This window comes from Pseudooceanicola marinus, from assembly GCF_002786295.1.
Classification (GTDB): Bacteria; Pseudomonadota; Alphaproteobacteria; order Rhodobacterales; family Rhodobacteraceae; genus Pseudooceanicola; species Pseudooceanicola marinus.
The window spans coordinates 474,187-491,250 of the sequence record NZ_PGTC01000009.1 but is presented as its reverse complement, the minus strand read 5'-3'; the positions used below and the strand labels follow the sequence as shown (position 1 = coordinate 491,250).

At 66.4% G+C, this 17,064-nt stretch carries 18 protein-coding genes, 1 tRNA gene and 1 riboswitch; of the genes, 4 read left to right on the top strand and 15 right to left on the bottom strand.

Translation table 11 applies throughout. From position 1 onward, the window contains the following. Nucleotides 1–75 precede the first annotated feature (75 nt). From CVM50_RS03425 to murA, 8 genes are all read right to left on the bottom strand, one after another. Entirely contained in the window at nt 76–951 is an 876-nt protein-coding gene (locus CVM50_RS03425; RefSeq protein WP_085886105.1) for a carbon-nitrogen hydrolase family protein, read from the bottom strand. Further along, nucleotides 948–1,526, bottom strand: coding sequence for a GNAT family N-acetyltransferase (locus CVM50_RS03420; RefSeq protein ID WP_085886106.1), 579 nt, complete (start codon nt 1,524–1,526; stop codon nt 948–950). Before CVM50_RS03420 ends, CVM50_RS03425 begins: the two co-directional genes overlap by 4 nt. Further along, a complete protein-coding gene (locus CVM50_RS03415; protein ID WP_085886107.1) occupies nt 1,523–1,921 on the bottom strand; it encodes a ketosteroid isomerase-related protein in 399 nt (132 codons plus the stop codon). Before CVM50_RS03415 ends, CVM50_RS03420 begins: the two co-directional genes overlap by 4 nt. After that, nucleotides 1,918–2,379 (bottom strand): arsenate-mycothiol transferase ArsC, encoded by a 462-nt coding sequence (locus tag CVM50_RS03410; protein ID WP_198431841.1) that lies wholly within the window; start codon nt 2,377–2,379, stop codon nt 1,918–1,920. The genes CVM50_RS03415 and CVM50_RS03410 overlap by 4 nt, the downstream gene beginning before the upstream one ends. Nucleotides 2,380–2,386: 7 nt before the next feature. After that, nucleotides 2,387–2,866, bottom strand: a complete 480-nt coding sequence (locus tag CVM50_RS03405; protein WP_085886109.1) for a UPF0262 family protein — start codon at nt 2,864–2,866, stop codon at nt 2,387–2,389. Between the two features lie 132 nt (nt 2,867–2,998). Then, nucleotides 2,999–4,303: a histidinol dehydrogenase gene (hisD, locus tag CVM50_RS03400; protein WP_085886110.1), complete on the bottom strand. Its 1,305-nt coding sequence runs from the start codon at nt 4,301–4,303 to the stop codon at nt 2,999–3,001. Nucleotides 4,304–4,396: 93 nt separating this feature from the next. After that, complete coding sequence (locus tag CVM50_RS03395; protein WP_085886111.1) at nt 4,397–4,870, bottom strand: DUF2948 family protein; 474 nt, start codon at nt 4,868–4,870, stop codon at nt 4,397–4,399. After that, nucleotides 4,867–6,135 (bottom strand): UDP-N-acetylglucosamine 1-carboxyvinyltransferase, encoded by a 1,269-nt coding sequence (murA, locus tag CVM50_RS03390; RefSeq protein ID WP_085886112.1) that lies wholly within the window; start codon nt 6,133–6,135, stop codon nt 4,867–4,869. The genes CVM50_RS03395 and murA overlap by 4 nt, the downstream gene beginning before the upstream one ends. Nucleotides 6,136–6,462: 327 nt before the next feature. Between murA and CVM50_RS03385 the strand changes: the two genes are divergently transcribed. After that, nucleotides 6,463–6,537: transfer RNA gene (locus CVM50_RS03385), tRNA-Thr, on the top strand. A 203-nt stretch (nt 6,538–6,740) separates the two neighbouring features. Here the strand turns inward: CVM50_RS03385 and CVM50_RS03380 are convergent. Genes CVM50_RS03380 through CVM50_RS03370 form a run of 3 tightly spaced genes read right to left on the bottom strand, consistent with a single transcriptional unit; the run spans nt 6,741 to nt 10,464 of the window. Next, nucleotides 6,741–8,981 carry a TRAP transporter permease gene (locus CVM50_RS03380; protein ID WP_085886113.1) on the bottom strand — a complete coding sequence of 747 codons (2,241 nt, stop codon included), beginning with the start codon at nt 8,979–8,981 and terminating at the stop codon, nt 6,741–6,743. Beyond that, a complete protein-coding gene (locus CVM50_RS03375) occupies nt 8,978–9,484 on the bottom strand; it encodes a DUF1850 domain-containing protein (RefSeq protein WP_085886114.1) in 507 nt (168 codons plus the stop codon). The genes CVM50_RS03380 and CVM50_RS03375 overlap by 4 nt, the downstream gene beginning before the upstream one ends. Continuing rightward, entirely contained in the window at nt 9,484–10,464 is a 981-nt protein-coding gene (locus CVM50_RS03370; RefSeq protein ID WP_085886115.1) for a TAXI family TRAP transporter solute-binding subunit, read from the bottom strand. Before CVM50_RS03370 ends, CVM50_RS03375 begins: the two co-directional genes overlap by 1 nt. Nucleotides 10,465–10,621: 157 nt before the next feature. Between CVM50_RS03370 and hutG the strand changes: the two genes are divergently transcribed. Genes hutG through CVM50_RS03355 form a run of 3 tightly spaced genes read left to right on the top strand, consistent with a single transcriptional unit; the run spans nt 10,622 to nt 13,612 of the window. Further along, complete coding sequence (gene hutG, locus CVM50_RS03365; RefSeq protein WP_085886116.1) at nt 10,622–11,425, top strand: N-formylglutamate deformylase; 804 nt, start codon at nt 10,622–10,624, stop codon at nt 11,423–11,425. 1 nt (nt 11,426) lies between these two features. Beyond that, a complete protein-coding gene (locus CVM50_RS03360) occupies nt 11,427–12,839 on the top strand; it encodes a formimidoylglutamate deiminase (RefSeq protein WP_198431839.1) in 1,413 nt (470 codons plus the stop codon). A 23-nt stretch (nt 12,840–12,862) separates the two neighbouring features. Then, nucleotides 12,863–13,612, top strand: a complete 750-nt coding sequence (locus CVM50_RS03355; protein WP_085886117.1) for an IclR family transcriptional regulator — start codon at nt 12,863–12,865, stop codon at nt 13,610–13,612. 34 nt (nt 13,613–13,646) lie between these two features. Here the strand turns inward: CVM50_RS03355 and CVM50_RS03350 are convergent, their stop codons facing one another. From CVM50_RS03350 to CVM50_RS03335, 4 genes are all read right to left on the bottom strand, one after another. Next, nucleotides 13,647–14,642: an ABC transporter substrate-binding protein gene (locus tag CVM50_RS03350; protein WP_085886118.1), complete on the bottom strand. Its 996-nt coding sequence runs from the start codon at nt 14,640–14,642 to the stop codon at nt 13,647–13,649. Beyond that, on the bottom strand, nt 14,639–15,379 hold the full coding sequence (locus CVM50_RS03345; protein ID WP_085886119.1) for an ABC transporter ATP-binding protein: 741 nt from the start codon (nt 15,377–15,379) through the stop codon (nt 14,639–14,641). The genes CVM50_RS03350 and CVM50_RS03345 overlap by 4 nt, the downstream gene beginning before the upstream one ends. Next, nucleotides 15,366–16,133, bottom strand: coding sequence for an ABC transporter permease (locus tag CVM50_RS03340; RefSeq protein ID WP_085886120.1), 768 nt, complete (start codon nt 16,131–16,133; stop codon nt 15,366–15,368). The genes CVM50_RS03345 and CVM50_RS03340 overlap by 14 nt, the downstream gene beginning before the upstream one ends. 63 nt (nt 16,134–16,196) lie before the next feature. After that, nucleotides 16,197–16,808 (bottom strand): YkoF family thiamine/hydroxymethylpyrimidine-binding protein, encoded by a 612-nt coding sequence (locus tag CVM50_RS03335; protein WP_085886121.1) that lies wholly within the window; start codon nt 16,806–16,808, stop codon nt 16,197–16,199. After that, a riboswitch (TPP riboswitch) is annotated at nt 16,801–16,905 on the bottom strand. It overlaps the preceding gene by 8 nt. Nucleotides 16,906–17,064 lie beyond the last annotated feature (159 nt).

The window sequence follows — 17,064 nt, the reverse complement described above, 5'->3', positions numbered from 1 at the left end:
TCAGTAAGGGACGCGCGAAGAGCGCGACCGTGACGCGTAAATGGGCGCAGATCGGCAGAAATTCAAGGAAATAATCTACCTCAGCGGACAGGATTCGACGGAATCCTCACCCGCCTGCTCATGCCAGTGGGCCAGATTGCGGACGCGGCCCGAATTTCGCACATGGCGGACGGCCTCCAGGTCCACCTCGGCATAGGTCCAGCCGGGCTGGTTCAACACCCCTTCGGCCAGGACGCCCGTCGGCGGGAAGCCGTCGTCGGGCGGGCCGAAGATGCCGCCCATGCCCACGCTGACATCCACCGCATCCAGCGCGGGGAAGTCACCGATGATCGAGGACATAACCGCAACGCATTGATTTTCAAGGGCGCGCGCCATGGCTCCGATGCGCACGCGCCAGAAGCCCTCCAGCGCGTCGGTGGCCGAGGGCACCAGCAGCAGCTCCGCCGCCCGCTGTGCGCGGGCCTGCAGGGGGAACTCGCTGTCATAGCAGATGTTGATCGCGATCTTGCCCAGGGCGGTGTCAAAGACCTTCAGAGGGCCGGTGCCGGTGACCTGCCAGGGGTCCCGCTCCCAAAGGGTCATCACGACCTTGTCCTGGAACCCGGTCTGCCCGGTGGGCGTGTGCAGATGCGCGCGATTCACGATGGATCCATCGGCGCGGATCGCCGGGCCCGAGGCGCCAAGGATGTGGACGCCATATCGCGCGCAGAGATCGCGGTGCAGCTGGTTCGCCTCCTCCATCACATCGGACACCTGCCGTGTCGCCCGCGCCAGGTCGGCACAGACCGCCTCGCCGCCCAGGGTCGCCAGTTCCATGGCCCCGTATTCAGGGAATACCAGAAGATCGGCGCCCTGCCCTGCGGCCTCGCCCACCCAGTGGGTCAGCTTGGCCTCGTAATCGGCCCAGGTGTCGAACCGTGTCAGAGGATAGGCGGCGGCGGCGATCTTCATAGGGTCTTCATCCAGAATTGCAGCGGGTGGGAGGTCTGCTCGCTGTCGCCGATGTCGGTCCAGCGGAAGTGCGCGACGACGCCGGGCAGCGGTTCATAGCCGCGTTTGCGCCAGAACCCGTCCAGCGGCCGATAATCCGCGGGCCGTGCCGGATGATCCTCTGGCCGCTGCACCCCGCAGAAAGCGGAATAGCGGCGGCCCAAGGTGCGAGCATGGGCTTCACGCGCGTCGAAGAAGGCATGCCCCAGGCCACGGCCCCGGTATTCGGGCAGCAGCACCGACTCGGCGCAGTAGAAGATCTGGTTCAGCGGCTCGGGCCGGTCGGCGAAGGCTGCCGCGAAATCCTCCGCATGGGCCTCCATCGCCATGCCGGTGGCGACGCCCACGATCCGGCCCGCGTCGACGGCGGCCACGACCACGGCGCTTTCGGCCCGATACTCGGTCAGGTAGCGCCGTTCATAGGCCAGGTCGCCGTCGTAGAGATAGGGCCAGGCGCGGAAGACCTCGATGCGCAGCCGGGCTACGTCATCCAGCGCAGCCTCCAGCGCCTGCCCTGTCAGGACCTCGACCTTCATGCGGAGACCTGGGCCACCCAGTCCGCGAGGTTGTAATAGGTCGTCACGCGGCAGATCAGACCATCTTCGTCCACGTCGAAGAAGCTGCCGGCCGGCAGGCGGTAGGTCTGGCCCTTGGCCTCGGGCAAGCCTTCGTCGGTCGCCAGGTAGGTGCCGTTGACCACGAACTCGGCCGCCATGCGGCGCCCGCCCTCGGCCTCGAACAGCACCATGTCGGTCAGACGTTCCTTGTAGCAGCGGGTCATGTGGGCGTTGAATTCGGCAAAGAGCGCCTTGCCGGTGCGCACCTGGCCCTCGTTCACATGGTGACGGACATCCTCGGACAGGCAGTCGAGCATGGCATCGGTATCGCCCGCGTTGAAGGCATCGAAATAGCGCTGGAGTATCTGGGTCATGCGGCCTCTGTAGGGGGACCAAAACGGTCCTTCAGCTTCGAGATGATCTGGTCCCGGCTCTGCCGGTAGGCGTTCAGCTTCTGCTCGCGCGTCTCGCCGATGCCCGTGGGATCCATGATCGGCCAGTACTCCACGTCAAGATGAAAATAGCGCGTCAGCTCCAGCGCGGACCGCTGGCTGGCGGGCGACAGGGCGACCACCAGGTCAAAGGAGGACAGGTCATCGCCCCATTGCTGCATCTCCTCGAAGGACCGCGAGCGGTGGCGCGACAACTCCACCCCCAGCTCCTGGCAGACGGCGATGGCGAAGCCGTCGATCTCCAGATCGTTCTTCACCCCCACGGATTGCACGTAGATATCCATACCGTAGAGCTTCTTCATGATGCCCTCGGCCATGGGGGAACGGACCGCGTTGTGGTCGCAGCAGAACAACACCGATTGCGGACGTTCCGCTGGCAAGGGTCCGTTATCCTCCGAAATGCAGCACGCAGATCAGCGTGAACAGCCGTCGCGCGGTGTCGTGATCCACGATGGCCTTGCCTTCGAGACGTTCTTCGAGCACCCGCGCGCCTTCATCATGGATGCCCCGGCGTGCCATGTCGATGGTTTCGATCTGCGCGGGCGGCAGATTCTTCACCGCGTCGAAATAGCTTTTGCAGATAGCGAAATAATCCTTCACCACCTGCCGGAACGGGCCCAGCGACAGCAGGAATTGCGCGGCCGGTTCGCCCGCGTCGGTCTGCACGTCGAAGACCAGCCGCCTGTCACGGATCGACAGGCCGACCTTGTAGGGGCCTTCGGGCACCACGCGATCATCCCGCTTCGGCAGGGTGAAGGAGTTCTCCTCCATCAGATCGAACATGGCGACGCGCCGCTCCTGCTCGATCTCCGGGGTGGGAGGCGGCAGATTGCGGTCATCCAGCTCTATTTGCGCAATATGGGACATGGCGTGTTTCCCTCGGACTCCTGTCAGCGCTCCCCTCGCCGACAGACTATGCTGCGCCGCAGAAAAACGCTAGAAATTCTTACCCGAAGGTTAAGGTTTCACGACAGCACTACGACGTAAACGTAACGTCACTCAACCCTTGTTGAGCTTGTCCAGACGTGCCCGGACGGAAAGGCCATGGGCCTCAAGGCTTTCCGAGTTGGCCAGCCGTTCCGCAGCGGGGCCGATGGCCTTCAGCGCGGCGGGCGTCATCTGCGCGAGCGTCGTCCGTTTGAGGAAGTCCAGCACTGACAGCCCGGAGGAGAATCGCGCCGAGCGCGCGGTCGGCAGGACGTGGTTCGGACCGCCGACGTAGTCGCCGATGGCCTCGGGCGTCCAGCCGCCAAGGAAGATCGCGCCGGCGTGCTGGCATTTCTCGGACAGCTGCAGCGGCTCGGCGGTGCAGATCTCCAGGTGCTCGGGTGCCACACGGTTCGACAGCGCGACCGCCTCGTCCAGATCGCGCACGGTGATGACGGCCCCGTAATCGCGCCAACTGGCGCCCGCGATCTCGCGCCGCTCCAGCGTTTCCAGACGCGCCTCGACCGCCGCGACGACCTTCTCGGCCAGCTCGGGGCTGTCGGTGATCAGGATCGATTGGGCGCTTTCGTCGTGCTCGGCCTGGCTCATCAGGTCCAGGGCCAGCCAGTCGGGATCGTTGTCGGCGTCGGCAATCACTAGGATCTCGGACGGGCCGGCGATCATGTCGATGCCCACCTTGCCGAAGACGCGCCGCTTGGCGGCGGCAACGAAGGCGTTGCCCGGGCCGGTGATCTTGTCGACGGGTTTCACCGTCTCAGTGCCATAGGCGAAGGCCGCCACGGCCTGCGCGCCGCCGATGCGATAGATCTCATCGACCCCGGCCAGACGCGCCGCCATCAGGACCAGCGGGTTCACCTTGCCGTCCGGCGTCGGCACGGCGATGGCCAGACGTTCGACCCCCGCCACCTTGGCGGGAATGGCGTTCATCAGCACCGAGGAGGGATAGGAGGCCAGACCACCGGGCACGTAAAGACCCGCCGCCGACACCGGCGTCCAGCGCCAGCCCAGCGAGGCGCCGTCGGGATCGGTCCAGAAGGCATCCTCGGGCATCTGGCGCACGTGGTAGGCGCGGATGCGCTGCGCCGCCGTCTCCAGCGCTTGCTTCTCCTCCGCCGAGACCTGGGCGCAATAGGCGTCGATCTCCTCGGGCGTGAAAGCGAGCGTATCAGACGTCAGTTCCAGCCGGTCGAATTTCGCCGTCAGCTCCACCAGGCAGGCGTCGCCGCGTGCGCGCACGTCGGCAATGATCGCGGCCACCGCGTCATCCACGTCGGGGCTGTCCTCACGCTTGGCGCCCAGGAGGGCGGTGAAGCGGGTCTCGAAATCGGCGTCGGTCGTGGACAGGAAGTGCGGCATGGGTCTCTCCGAAAGTCGGACCTCTCTAGACCGAAGCAGCACAGGGGTTCAAGCGACGGAGACAGCTCGCCCCCTGCCCGGCTGCATCTGGTCTCATTCCCCGTGATCGGGTGCCCGGCCCGAGGGGGCGCGATAGGGGCGCGTCACGTCCTTCAGCACCGCCTCCAGAGCCTCGACCTTCAGGCGGATGGCCCCGTCACCGGCCAGGGTGATCTCCACCAGGCCCGATGGAGGCTCGGCATCGGGCAGGAAGGTCAGGGTGAGCGGCGACAGGATCATCTCCGGATCCTCGCGGGTCACCCCCTGGGAGGTCACCGCCATCACGTTCTCGAAGACCAGCAGCGAGCGCACCCGCTCCGCCCCGTGGCGATCCTGCGCCGTGTCTTCCCAGCGGAAGCGGTTCAGCAGCATGGCAAATCGGCGTTCATCGCGGAACCAGCGCATTTCCGACACCGGCAGGACCGCGTCCTGGATCAGCGCCGAGAGCACCTGAAGGTCCTCCTGCGTCAGGGCACCCAGGTTCAGAGGCGCCTCGCCACCGTCTTCGAAACGTGCATCTTCCGTCATTGGCCCGACACCCGCTCCACCTTGGCCCCGCAGGCCTGAAGTTTCTCTTCCAGCCGCTCGTACCCGCGATCCAGGTGATATACCCGGTTCAGGACCGTTTCGCCCTCGGCCGCCAGGCCCGCCAGGATCAGCGAGACCGAGGCGCGCAGGTCGGTGGCCATCACGGGGGCCCCTTTCAGGCGCTCGACCCCGTGCACCGTGGCGACACCGCCGTGCACCTCTATATTGGCGCCCATGCGGCCCAGTTCCGGGGCATGCATGAAGCGGTTCTCGAAGATCGTCTCCTCCAGCACCGAGGTGCCCTCGGCGGTGCACAGAAGCGCCATCATCTGCGCCTGCAGGTCGGTGGGGAAGCCCGGGAAGACCTCGGTCTTCACGTCGACGGCCTGGATGCGGTCGCCACGGCGGCGCACCTTCACGCCGTTCTCGGTCGCCTCGACATCGACGCCCGCCTCGTCCAGCTTCTCGACGAAGGCGCCCAGCAGGTCCAGGCTGCCACCCAGGCATTCCACCTCGCCGCCGGCGATGGCCGGGGCCAGCATGTAGGTGCCCAGCTCGATCCGGTCGGCCACCACCTGGTGGGTGGCGCCATGCAGGCGGTCGACACCCTGGATCTCGATCCGGTCGGTGCCCTCGCCCTCGATCTGGGCGCCCATGGCGCGCAGGCATTTCACCAGGTCGACGATCTCGGGTTCGCGCGCAGCATTGTTCAGCACCGTGGTGCCCTTGGCCAGGGTCGCGGCCATGACGATATTCTCGGTCGCGCCCACCGAGGCGAAGCTCAGGCGGATCTCTGCGCCCTTCAGCCCACCGGGCGCCTTGGCGTGCAGGTAGCCGTCGCGCAGCTCGATTTCCGCGCCCAGGGCCTCCAGCCCGTGGACGTGCAGATCCATGGGCCGCGCGCCGATGGCGCAGCCGCCGGGCAGCGACACCTCGGCATGACCTTCGCGCGCCAGCAGCGGGCCCAGCACCAGGTTGGAGGCGCGCATCTTGCGCACGATCTCGTAATCCGCGCGGGTCGAGGTCAGATCATGGCTCGACAGGGCCAGAACCTTGCCATCCGCCATCGGCATCGCCTCGCCGCCCAGCGACTGCAGAAGGCTCGACATCGTCTTGATGTCCGACAGCCGCGGCGCATTGGTCAGCGTCAGCGGCTCTTCCGACAGGAGGGTGGCCGGCATCAGCGCCAGGCAGGCGTTCTTGGCGCCCGCGATCGGGATGCTGCCCTTCAGCGGGCCATTACCCGTCACAACGATCGAATCCATCTGCCCTAGTCCTCTTTCCCGTTTTCCGCGCCGGGGGATTCGTCCGCCTCGGTCGCGTTGTCTGATTCCGCCCTGGCCCGCGCCTGCGCCTTGCGCCGGGCGAGATTCGCTTTCAGGGCCGATCTCAGCCTCTCCTCGCGCGTCTGCGCGTCTTTTCCAACGCTCGATTTCCTTGCCATAGGCCTTCTGTAAACGAGCTGGAAAAAAGCGTCCAGTTTGTGCTTGCACCCTCGGCGGTTTGCGTCTAAATCCCCGCCCACGGCAGCCGGAGACGGCAGCCGCGGCTACGGGCCACGCCAGATGCGACATCGCAAACGGCCCCCGGATGCTGCTGTAGCTCAGAGGTAGAGCACTCCCTTGGTAAGGGAGAGGTCGAGAGTTCAATTCTCTCCAGCAGCACCACTAACCACCTGGAAGAAAAGAAAATTTTTTCGCGTCTGCGCTTCATGCGTCTGCATGTCCTGCGGCGACCTGCCCGGGTTCACGGACCCTTGCGCGGTGCGTTTCAGGAACGCCCCCTGCCCTGCCTTATGCCGTCCGCCTGCCCCAAACGAAAACGGGCGACGCTGATGCGCCGCCCGCTCGTTTCGGCAACCTGCCGGTCGTCACGTCCCCGGAGCTGAAATCGCCGGGGCGGGACGTGCCAGGATCGCCAGAACGATCAGGGCGCCCACGGCGATGGCAATCATGTTGGTGGAGATCAGCAGCAGACCCGCCAGGGTCAGCACCAGCTTCTCCCAGGTGGCCAGGCTGCGACGGAACCACCCGATGTAGGCCGCCGACAGGGCCAGCACGCCCACCAGGCCCGACAGCAGCGCGGTGATGAACTCCATCCAGGTGAAGTTAACGAACAGCAGCGCGGGCGCGTAGACGAACATGAAGGGCACCAGGGCCTTGCCCATCGACAGACGGAAGGCCGTCGTGCCGGTGGTCATCGGTTCCGACCGTGCCAGACCTGCCGCCGCATAGGCGGCCAACGCCACCGGTGGCGTCACGTCGGCCAGCACACCGAAGTAGAAGACGAAGAAGTGCGTGGCGATCAGCGGCACGTCGAATTCCATCAGCGCAGGCGCCGCGATCGAGGCCAGGATGATATAGGTCGGCGTCGTCGGGATGCCCGCGCCCATGATGATGCAGGCGATGGCCACGAAGATCAGGCCGAAGAACAGCGCCATGCCATCCTCGGACAGCAGCCCGGTGAAGTCGATCATGGTGACCCAGCCCGCCAGGTCATGGGCCAGCTCGACCACGGCGGCCGAGAACTTGAAGCCCAGGCCGGTCAGGGTGGTCATGCCCAGCAGGAAGCCCACGCAGGCACAGGCGGCGCCGATGGCCAGCGCGAACTTCGCGCCATCCTCGAAGCCACGCACCAGGCGCGGCGGTGTCAGCACGGTGGAGGTGTCCATCGTGGTGTTGCCTATCTTCGACATGACCCACGGGATATAGCTGCACACGATGGTCAGGATGATGCCCCAGAAGGCGGCCAGGAAGGGCGTGTACTGCATCAGCAGCATCGCGACCATGACGCCCAGCGGAATGAACAGGTGCCAGGACTTCGCCAGGACGTTGGCGAACTGGGGAATGTTCTCCTTGGTCATGCCGGTCAGGCCCAGCTTCTTCGCCTCCAGGTGCACCATCAGCAGGATGGCGATGTAGTGGAAGGCGGCCGGAACGATCGCGATCAGGATCAGCTCGTTGTAGGGAATGCCCAGCATCTCGGTCATGACGAAGGCCGAGGCCCCCATGATCGGCGGGGTGATCTGCCCCCCGCAGGAGGCCGAGGCCTCGGTCGCACCGGCGAAGCGGCCGGAGAAGCCCGACTTCTTCATCAGCGGGATGGTGAAGGCGCCCGTGGTCACCGTGTTGGCAATCGGCGAGCCCGAGATCATGCCGAAGAAGCCCGAGGAGACGACCGACACCTTGGCCGACCCGCCCGAGGCACGACCGGCGATGATCGTGGCCAGGTCGATGAACAGCTGACCCAGGCCCGACATCTGCGCCAGGATCCCGAACAGCACGAAGTGGAACACGTAAGTTGCCACGACGCCCACGGCGACGCCGTAGATGCCTTCGGTGCCGATGAACAGGTGGTTGATGATGCGCGAGATCGAGTAGCCGCGGTGCGCGAAGATGCCCGGCAGGTAGGGGCCGAACAGCGCATACAGAAGGCAGCCGATACCGATGTAGGCCAAGGTCGGCCCCATGGTGCGGCGGGTTGCCTCCAGCGTCATCAGGATCGCGACGAAGCCCATCAGGTAGACTTCCTGCGGCGGGTTGCCGACATTCTGGATGAACACGTAGTCGAAGCCGAAGGACAGGTAGGCCGAGAAGCCCGCGCCACAGGCGGCGAAGATCCAGTCACGCAGCGCCACCTTTTCGGGGTCCGCGCCACGGCGGTTGAAGGGCAGCGTCAGCACGGTCAGCACCAGCACCACGGCGATGAAGACGTATTTCAGCGTGCCCTCGGGCAGCGTCGGCACCATGGTCCACAGCATGTAGAGGTAGAAGGCCGCGAAGATCAGCGACTCGATCCACAGCTTCCGGGTCGGTTTCGCGCGTTTGCGCGGGAACACCAGGAAGATCAGGCCCATGACGAAGGCGAGGTGGATGGTGCGGTGCATCACCTCGTTCAGCAGGCCGAAACCGGCGGTGTAGACATGGAACAGCGACAGGATGACCGAAACGACGGTCACCAGCTTCGCGGTCGGTCCGACCAGGTTGCGGAAATTCGACTCGGAATCGTATTCGCGCACCAGCGCCTCGACCTCGTCGGCGGTAAATTGGTGATCACCGTCCGCCGCGGTGTGGCCGCGGTTGTCGGTCTTCGGGGGACTACTTTGAGTCACGGGAGGGTCTCCTCGTCACAGGGGGCAAGGGTAAGGGCGGAAATCCCGAGCGTCGCCAGGGTCAGCTCGGTATCGGCGGTATGAAGGGTATTCTCGAACTGGGCCTGGATGCGCAGTGGAATCGGGCCCGTATAGCGATGCATGTCGAGAATGAAATGCCCGTTTTCGTGTCGCCAGCCCGTCGCATCCATGTCGTTCGCGATCGACGGCAAACCGGCCCCATGGGCCATGAACTCTTCGCGCGTCTGCAGGATACGGCCCTGCTCAACACGGTAGTAGTCCGTCACGGGCGTACGCGACACGGAGTGGATGAAGCTGAGGGCGAATGTGGCGTCGGGGCCCAGGGGCACCCGTTTCACCAGCGCCTGCGTGCCACGCGTTTCGCTCAGGCACAGGAAATGACTCGGCTCCGCCGCCAGTGAGACGCCGGAGCCGATGGAGAGGACCAGGAGGGCGAGCAGGCTCGCCCCTCCTGGCCGGCGCAGTAGACCGCGCCGGAGCATTACTCGGTAACGCCCATTTCTTTGTAGTAGCGCTCCGCGCCGGGGTGCAGCGGGATCGAGACGGATTCCAAAGCGGTCTCGACCGAGATCTGCTTGCCCATCGGGTGCACCTGACCCAGGGTCTCGGTGTTCTCGTAAAGCGCCTTGGTCACGGCGTAGACGACATCCTCGGACACCTCGGCGTGGGTGGTCCAGATGGCGCGCACGGCCAGGGTCGGCACGTCTTCCTCGATGCCGTTGTAGGCACCGGCGGGGATGACGGCGGAGGCGTAGTAGGGCTGCGCTTCCTGCATCGCTTCGATGGCCGGGCCGACCAGCGGAACGATGGCGATCTCGTGGCCGTTGGCCAGATCGGTCACCGAAGAGGTCGGCAGGCCGGCGGTGATCAGCGAGGCGTCCAGGTTGCCGTCCTTGATCTTGTCCACGGACTGCGCGAAGGAGGAGTAGTCCTCGTTGATGTCTTCGCGGGTCATGCCGTGCGCTTCCAGCAAGTCACCCAGCAGCTGCCACTGGCCCGAGCCCGGCGAACCGGAGGAGACGGACTTGCCGCGCAGGTCCTCGATCGAGGTGATGCCGCTTTCGGCACGCACGACCAGCTGGACGGTTTCCGGGTACAGGGCACCGATGGCGCGCAGGTTCTCGATCGGCTCGCCTTCGAACTGGCCAGTGCCGTTGTAGGCGGCGTCCAGGATGTCGGCGGAAGCGAAGGCGGATTCGATCTCGCCACGGCCCAGCAGCTGAGCGTTGGCGACCGAGGCGTTACCGGTTTCGGCGGTGGCCGACAGGCGGGTGTCGGGCAGCTCGGCGGTGTTGGAGATCAACTGCGCCAGCATGCCGCCCAGCGGGTAGTAGGTGCCTCCGGTGCCGCCGGTGGCGATCCCGAAGAAGGTGCGGCCCTGGGCGAGACCGGGGGTTGCGAGGGCTGCCAGGGTGGCGGCAGCAGCGGAGGTGCCAAGGAAATGGCGCCGGGAAAGAGACATCAGGAATCCTCCTAGATCTGTTGGTCCCCCGCCTGCGCGGAGCAGTCCGTGCGGGCCGCGGGGGGATGAACGGATCTTGACCTTAAGTTTTTGCATGTCAATATCCGATTTCAAATATGAAATCCGGCTGACACGTCAGTCAGTAGCAGGCAAGGTCATGGAAACACAACTTTATTCCAGCGCACAGGGGGGCTCTCCGCTGTTGCTGAATGTGCCACATGCGGGCACTGAAATGCCCGAGTCGGTGCGCGCGGCGCTCACCCCGGAGGCACTCGACCTCAGCGACACCGACTGGCACATGGACCGGATCGCCCGCGACGTGCTGCCCGAGGGCGCCAGCCTGATGGCCGCGCGCCAGTCGCGCTACGTGGTCGACCTGAACCGCCCCGCCGATGACGTGCCCCTTTACGCCGGGGCGACAACGGGGCTGATATCGACCATCGATTTCGACGGCATCCCCCTCTACCGCGAGGGGATGGAGCCCGACGCCGCCGAGCGGGACGCGCGCATCGCCACCTACTGGCAGCCCTACCATGATGCCCTGGCCGCGGAGATCGAGCGGATCCGTGCCCGGCACGGCTATTGCCTGCTGCTGGACGTGCATTCGATCCGCAGCCGCATCCCGCGCCTCTTCGACGGTCGCCTGCCCGACCTGAACCTGGGCACCAACGTCGGCGAAAGTTGCGCCCCCGCCTTGTCGGACGCGGCCTTTGCCGCGCTGCAGGCCAGCGGGTTCAGCGCCGTGCGCGACGGCCGTTTCAAGGGCGGTTTCATCACCCGCGACTACGGCCAGCCTGCCCGCGGCGTCCATGCCCTGCAGATCGAGATCGCGCAGGAATGCTACATGGAGGAGGTCTCCCCCTGGACCTACCGACCCGAGCGGGCCGACCAGCTGAAGGTCGCCCTCTCATCCCTGATCGCCGCCATGACATCCTTTATCCCCGAAGCGGAGCTTTCCTGACATGACCGCCCCAAAGATGACCGGCGCGCATTTCCACCTGGCCCTGACGCCCGAGGGCTGGCGCCGGAACCTGTCGGTGCACTTCGCCGCCGACGGCACGATTGCGACGATGGCCGAGGACGACAATCCCGACGCCCTGCCCGTCTATGAAAACCCCGTCGTGCCGGGCATCACCGACCTGCACAGCCATGCCTTCCAATACGCCATGGCCGGGCTGACCGAGGTGCGCCGCAACCCCGTCGACAGCTTCTGGTCCTGGCGGGACATGATGTATTTCTTCGCCCTCACTCTCTCGCCCGAGGACATGCGGGCGGTGGCGGCCCGCCTGTACCTGTCGCTGCTGAAGGGCGGCTACACCGGAATCACCGAATTCCACTACGTCCACAACGATGTGGACGGCAGCCGCTATGCCCGCCCCGAGGAGCTGTCTCTGGCGATCTTCGACGCGGCCCAGGCCACGGGGCTGGAACTGACGCATCTGCCGGTCTTCTACGCCCATTCCGACTTTGGCGGCGCCGTCCCCAACGAGGGCCAGCGCCGGTTTATCCAGACCCTGGATGGCTATGCCGAGATGATCGAGGCCCTGCGCGCGCCCGCCGCCGAGGCCGGTCACGTCCTGGGTATCGCGCCACACTCGCTGCGCGCCGCCACGCCGGAGGAAATCACCAGGCTGCTGGAGCTGCGCGCCGACAAGCTGCCCGACTGCCCGGTCCACATCCACGTGGCCGAGCAGATGAAAGAAGTGAACGATGCAGTCGCCTTCAACGGCCGCCGCCCCGTCGAACAGCTCTACGATTTCGCGCCCGTCGATGACCGCTGGTGCCTGATCCACGCGACCCACCTGACCGAGGCGGAGGTCACGCAGATCGCCAACTCGGGCGCCGTCGTGGGCCTCTGCCCGCTGACCGAGGCGAACCTGGGCGACGGCATCTTCCCCGCCACGGATTTCCTGGCGCAGGGTGGTGTCTTCGGCATCGGCTCCGACAGCAACATCGCCACCGTCACGGCGCAGGAGCTGCAATCGCTGGAATACAGCCAGCGCTTCCGCGACCGCACCCGCAATGCCCTGGCCTCCGAGGCCCAGCCCCATGTCGGCACCAACCTGTGGTCCCGCGCGGCCCTGGGCGGCGCGCAGGCCGCAGGCCGCCCGACCGGCGCCATCACCCCCGGCGGCATGGCCAGCTTCGTCGAGCTGACCAGCCCGGAGCCCGCCGCCATGGCCCCTGTTGCCGCCGAAGCCTGCCTCGACTTCCACATCTTCGCCGGACGGGGCTTCCACGTCGGTGACGTGGTCGTACGCGGCCGCAGGGTGGTCCAGTCCGGCCGGCACCCGCAGGAAGAGGCGATCCTCGCCGACTATGCCGCGGCCATGGCGAAGATTGCCGCGCGGATGGACGACCGCAGCATCAGCTAAGGCCGGGGAGGGCCGCAGGACATATGGCGAAGGAACCCGACTACCGCTCGAACTCGCTTCTGCGCGGGCTCAGCATCCTGGAGTGTTTCGACCATCGCCATGCGGAGATGACCCTGACCGAGATTGCGGAGGCGATCTCGGTCACCAGTTCTGCCGCCTATCGCTTCGTCGTCACCCTGGAACGAGAGGGGTACCTGACCCGGCGCGAGAACTGCTATCGCCTGGCACCGCGGGTGATGGACCTGGGCTATCGCTACCTGGCATCGCTGGATGTCTACGATGTCGCACGCCTGCCCGCGGATGCGCTGCGCAACGCGACCGGTTTCACCGTGCATGTGGCGGTGCTGGACGGCAACGAGATCGTCTATGTCTACCGGGCACTGTCGGACCGCGCGATGGTGTCGAACGTGCCCGTGGGCTCGCGCCTGCCCGCCTTCTCCACCACCATGGGCCGCGTCCTGCTGAGCGATCTGCCGGAGGCCGAGCTGAACCGCCGGTTCGAGGGCTACGCCTTCGACCGGATGAGTGACGCCGCCCCCGACTCCCTTGCGGAGCTGAAACAGATGCTGAAGGCCGACCGGGCGCGCGGTTACGTGGCGCAGTCCTCGCATCTGGCCACCGGCACGGTGTCGATCGCCGCGCCGCTGATCTCGCGCCACGGCGCCTATGTCGCGGCGATCAACCTTTCAGGCCATGAAATGCAGCTGACGCCAACCGATGCCCGCGTGGCCCAGGTGCTGGACACCGCGCGGGAGATTTCCGCGCTGCTGTGAGCCGGCGGGGCATCGCCCCGCCGGCCCGTGCCGCTTACTCGGCCATCCAGTCCTGGCTGATCCAGTCCGACACGTCGCCGGGCCATTCCAGCGCAGCGCCGCCCTGCCCCTTCAGCACGCCGCTGTCGAAGAGGAACCGCGCCATCGTGGCGAAACGATCCGGGTCGATCTGCCCCACGGGCGTGTCGCCATCGCGCAGGTAGTCGCCGTCGACGATCACCTCCATCGAGCCGCGCACCAGCTCCGGGTTCTGAAAATCACCGGCCCCGATCAGGATCTCGGCGGCCTCCTGCGGGTGATCGGCGGCCCAGGTGTAGCCCTGCTGCGTCGCCTGCATCATGGCGCGGACCAGCTCGGGATGCGCCTCCAGCACCTCCGACCGCGTCCCGATATAGCCGGTCTGCTGATCGGGCACGCCGTAGTCGGCATAGGTGAAATGGGATTGCTCGCGTCCCAGAAGGTCGCTGTTCACGCCCTCCCAGGTCGCCACCTCCAGGGTGAAATCGACCGCGCCCGAGGCCAGCGCCTCGTAGGCGCCCGTACCCAGAGTCACGGTGTCATAATCCGCCGTGCCGCCATCGGCCTCGATCATGGTCGAGATCAGCGCCTCTTCCCAGGCACTGCCGAAGCCCGCGTAGGTCTTGCCCTCCAGGTCCGCCGGGCGGGCGATCGCGTCGTTGTTGCTGTTGTAGACCAGCCGCCCGGCCTCATGCTGCATCGTGGCCCAGAGGGCGACGATATCGGCGCCCCCGGCACGGGCGGACATGAAGCCCAGCGAGGTCATGTAGGCGAAATCCGCCGCCCCCGCCGCCAGCAGCGCGGTGGAGGAGCTGTCGGAATAGGGCAGGATGTCGACCGACAGCCCTGCCTCTTCGTAGAAGCCCTTCTCGCGCGCCACGATCAGGCCCACGTGGTTGGTGTTCAGCGTCCAGTCGAGCGCCAGGCTGACCTCGGTCAGCTCCTCGGCCTGCGCAACCAGGGGCAGTGCAAGGCCCAGTGTCGCGGCGGTGAAAGCCTGTCGGATCGTCATGGTGTTTCCTCCATCAAAAGGGATCTCAGGTCCGCGCGGACGCCCGCCAGGGCGGCCTCGCTGCGCGCGGGGCGCGGGGTGGTCAGGGAAATGTCGGCGACGATGCGGCCCGGGCAGGCGGCCATGACCAGGATGCGGTTGGCCATCTGCGTCGCCTCGTAAAGATCGTGGGTCACCAGCAGCACCCCACGCGGACGCTCCGCCAGCCGCGCCAGCAGCCAGTCCTGCAGGCGCAGCCGCGTGACCGCGTCGAGCGCGGAAAAGGGTTCATCCAGCAACAGATAGGGGGCATCCAGCACGATGGTGCGCAGGAAGGCGGCGCGCTGGCGCATGCCGCCCGACAGCTCACGCGGGAAACGATCCTCGCAGCCTGCCAGACCGAAGCGGTCGAACAATGGCCGCACCCGCGCCTGCGCCGCGCGGCGCGACAGCCCAGACAGCTCCAACCCCAGAGCCGCATTCTCGGCCACCGTAAGCCAGGGAAACAGCGTATCCTGCTGCGGCTGGTAGGCCAGCGCGGGCGACGGCGGCACCAGGGGGGTGCGCTCGACCTCGGCCCGCCCTTCAGCCGTCAGCCCGGGGGCCAGTACGCCGGCCAGCCACTTCAGGACCGAGGATTTGCCGCAGCCCGAGGGGCCGATCAGGCAGGTCACCTGCCCCGGCACGAGGGTCAGCGAGGTGGGCTCGACCAGCAGCCGGTCGGCGGCGCGAATGGTCAGATCCTCAAGCCGCAGCATCATCGCCTCCGCGGAACCGGCGCCCGGTCACCCGGTCGATGAGGTGCAGCAATCCCAGCAGGGACAGTGTCAGGACGGCCGACAGCACCACCGCTGACAGCACCAGATCGGCGCGAAAGTTGTTCTTGGCGGTCAGGATCCAGATCCCCAGCCCCTGCCGCGCGCCGGCGTATTCGGCGAAGATCGTGGCCACGATGGCATAGGTGGCCGAGATCCGCAGACCCGCGAAGAACTGCGGGCGGGCCACCGGCAGGGCCGCGCGGCGGAACAGGGCGACCCGCCCTGCCCCCATCGACACCAGCTGGTCGTGGTAGGCCTGCGGCAGGCGGGCGTAGCCCGACAGCAGGCTGACCAGCATCGGGAAGAAGGTGACCAGGATCACCAGCAGGACCTTGGGCAGCAGGCCGAAGCCGAACCACAGCACCATCAGCGGCGCCAGCGCCACGATGGGCACCGTCTGGCTGGCCACCATCAGGGGCAGCACCCCGCGCCGCAATGCCGGCAGGAACCACAGCGCCACGGACGAGGCAAAGGCGAACACCACCGAGAGCGAAAACCCCAGCCCCGCCACCAGCAGCGTGGCGCCCGCATGCCGCGCCAGATCGGCGCGGTTTGCCCACAGCCCCCGCGCCACGTCGCTGGGCGCGGGCAGGATCAGGGGGGACACATCAGCCCGGGCGCAATAGCCCTGCCAGAGGGCCAGCAGCGCGGCAGTCAGGAAGAACGCGGGCAGGAACTGCCGCAGGACGGACATGGGGATACCTCGCGAACGGGGCGCGTCGCCCCTCGGGGCGGCGGTCGGATCAGGACAGCGGGATCAGCGCAGGCTGGGGCTGTTGGCCGAGGCGGTCAGGTCGATGGTGACATGCCCCTCCGCCGGACCGAAGCGCAGGAAAGCCTGGCGCAGGGTCTCGAAGACGGCCCCGGCATCGCCGCGCAGGCGGGTGCAGAAATTCTTCGATTTCAGGAAGGTGCCCGAGGCCTTGAGGAAGTCGATGCAGCCGTAGATCTCATCCATGTGGTGATCCTGGCCCAGCACGTAGAGAGAAAACTGCACGTCGATCCCCACGCCCAGGTCGGGCGCGGCGGCCACGGCCTCGCTGGCCAGGGCCTTGCGATCCTCCAGCAACAGGTCCTGCGCCCGCACCAGGGCCTCGCAGTGACAGCTGGGATCGTCCGGCTCGCCCGGGCAGCCGCGCGACAGGGTGACATGCATGGTCACATGCTCGGGCCGGCGGGCGGCCTCGGCAAAAAGATCGCGGATAGCATCCAGAAGCGGCTCCGGCGCGCCGACCATCAGGGTCGACATGTCGTCCGTCTCGATCCGCAGATCATCCGTGTAGGGGGTCAGGGCGGTGAGCCCGGATTTGACGACATCCACGAAATCGGACGTCATCGGATACAGTGACACCTGCGCGCCAATGAACATATGCGTACCTCGCTCCGCTGGTATTACCCAGATCAGCTTTGAAGGGTTCGCGCGGCTGCGCATCTCAGCCCCTGACGGAGCACCCCTGGTTGATGGCCGGACCGTCACGTATGCGGGCCGGGTTGTCAACAGGGCATTAACGGGGCTGACCGGAGGAGACGCAAACCAGGGCGCGAAAAAGCGTCCGGCGACCTGCCGTGCCGAGCTATAATAAAATCCTATTTAGAACTTTTATAAATCCAATTGTACGTTATTG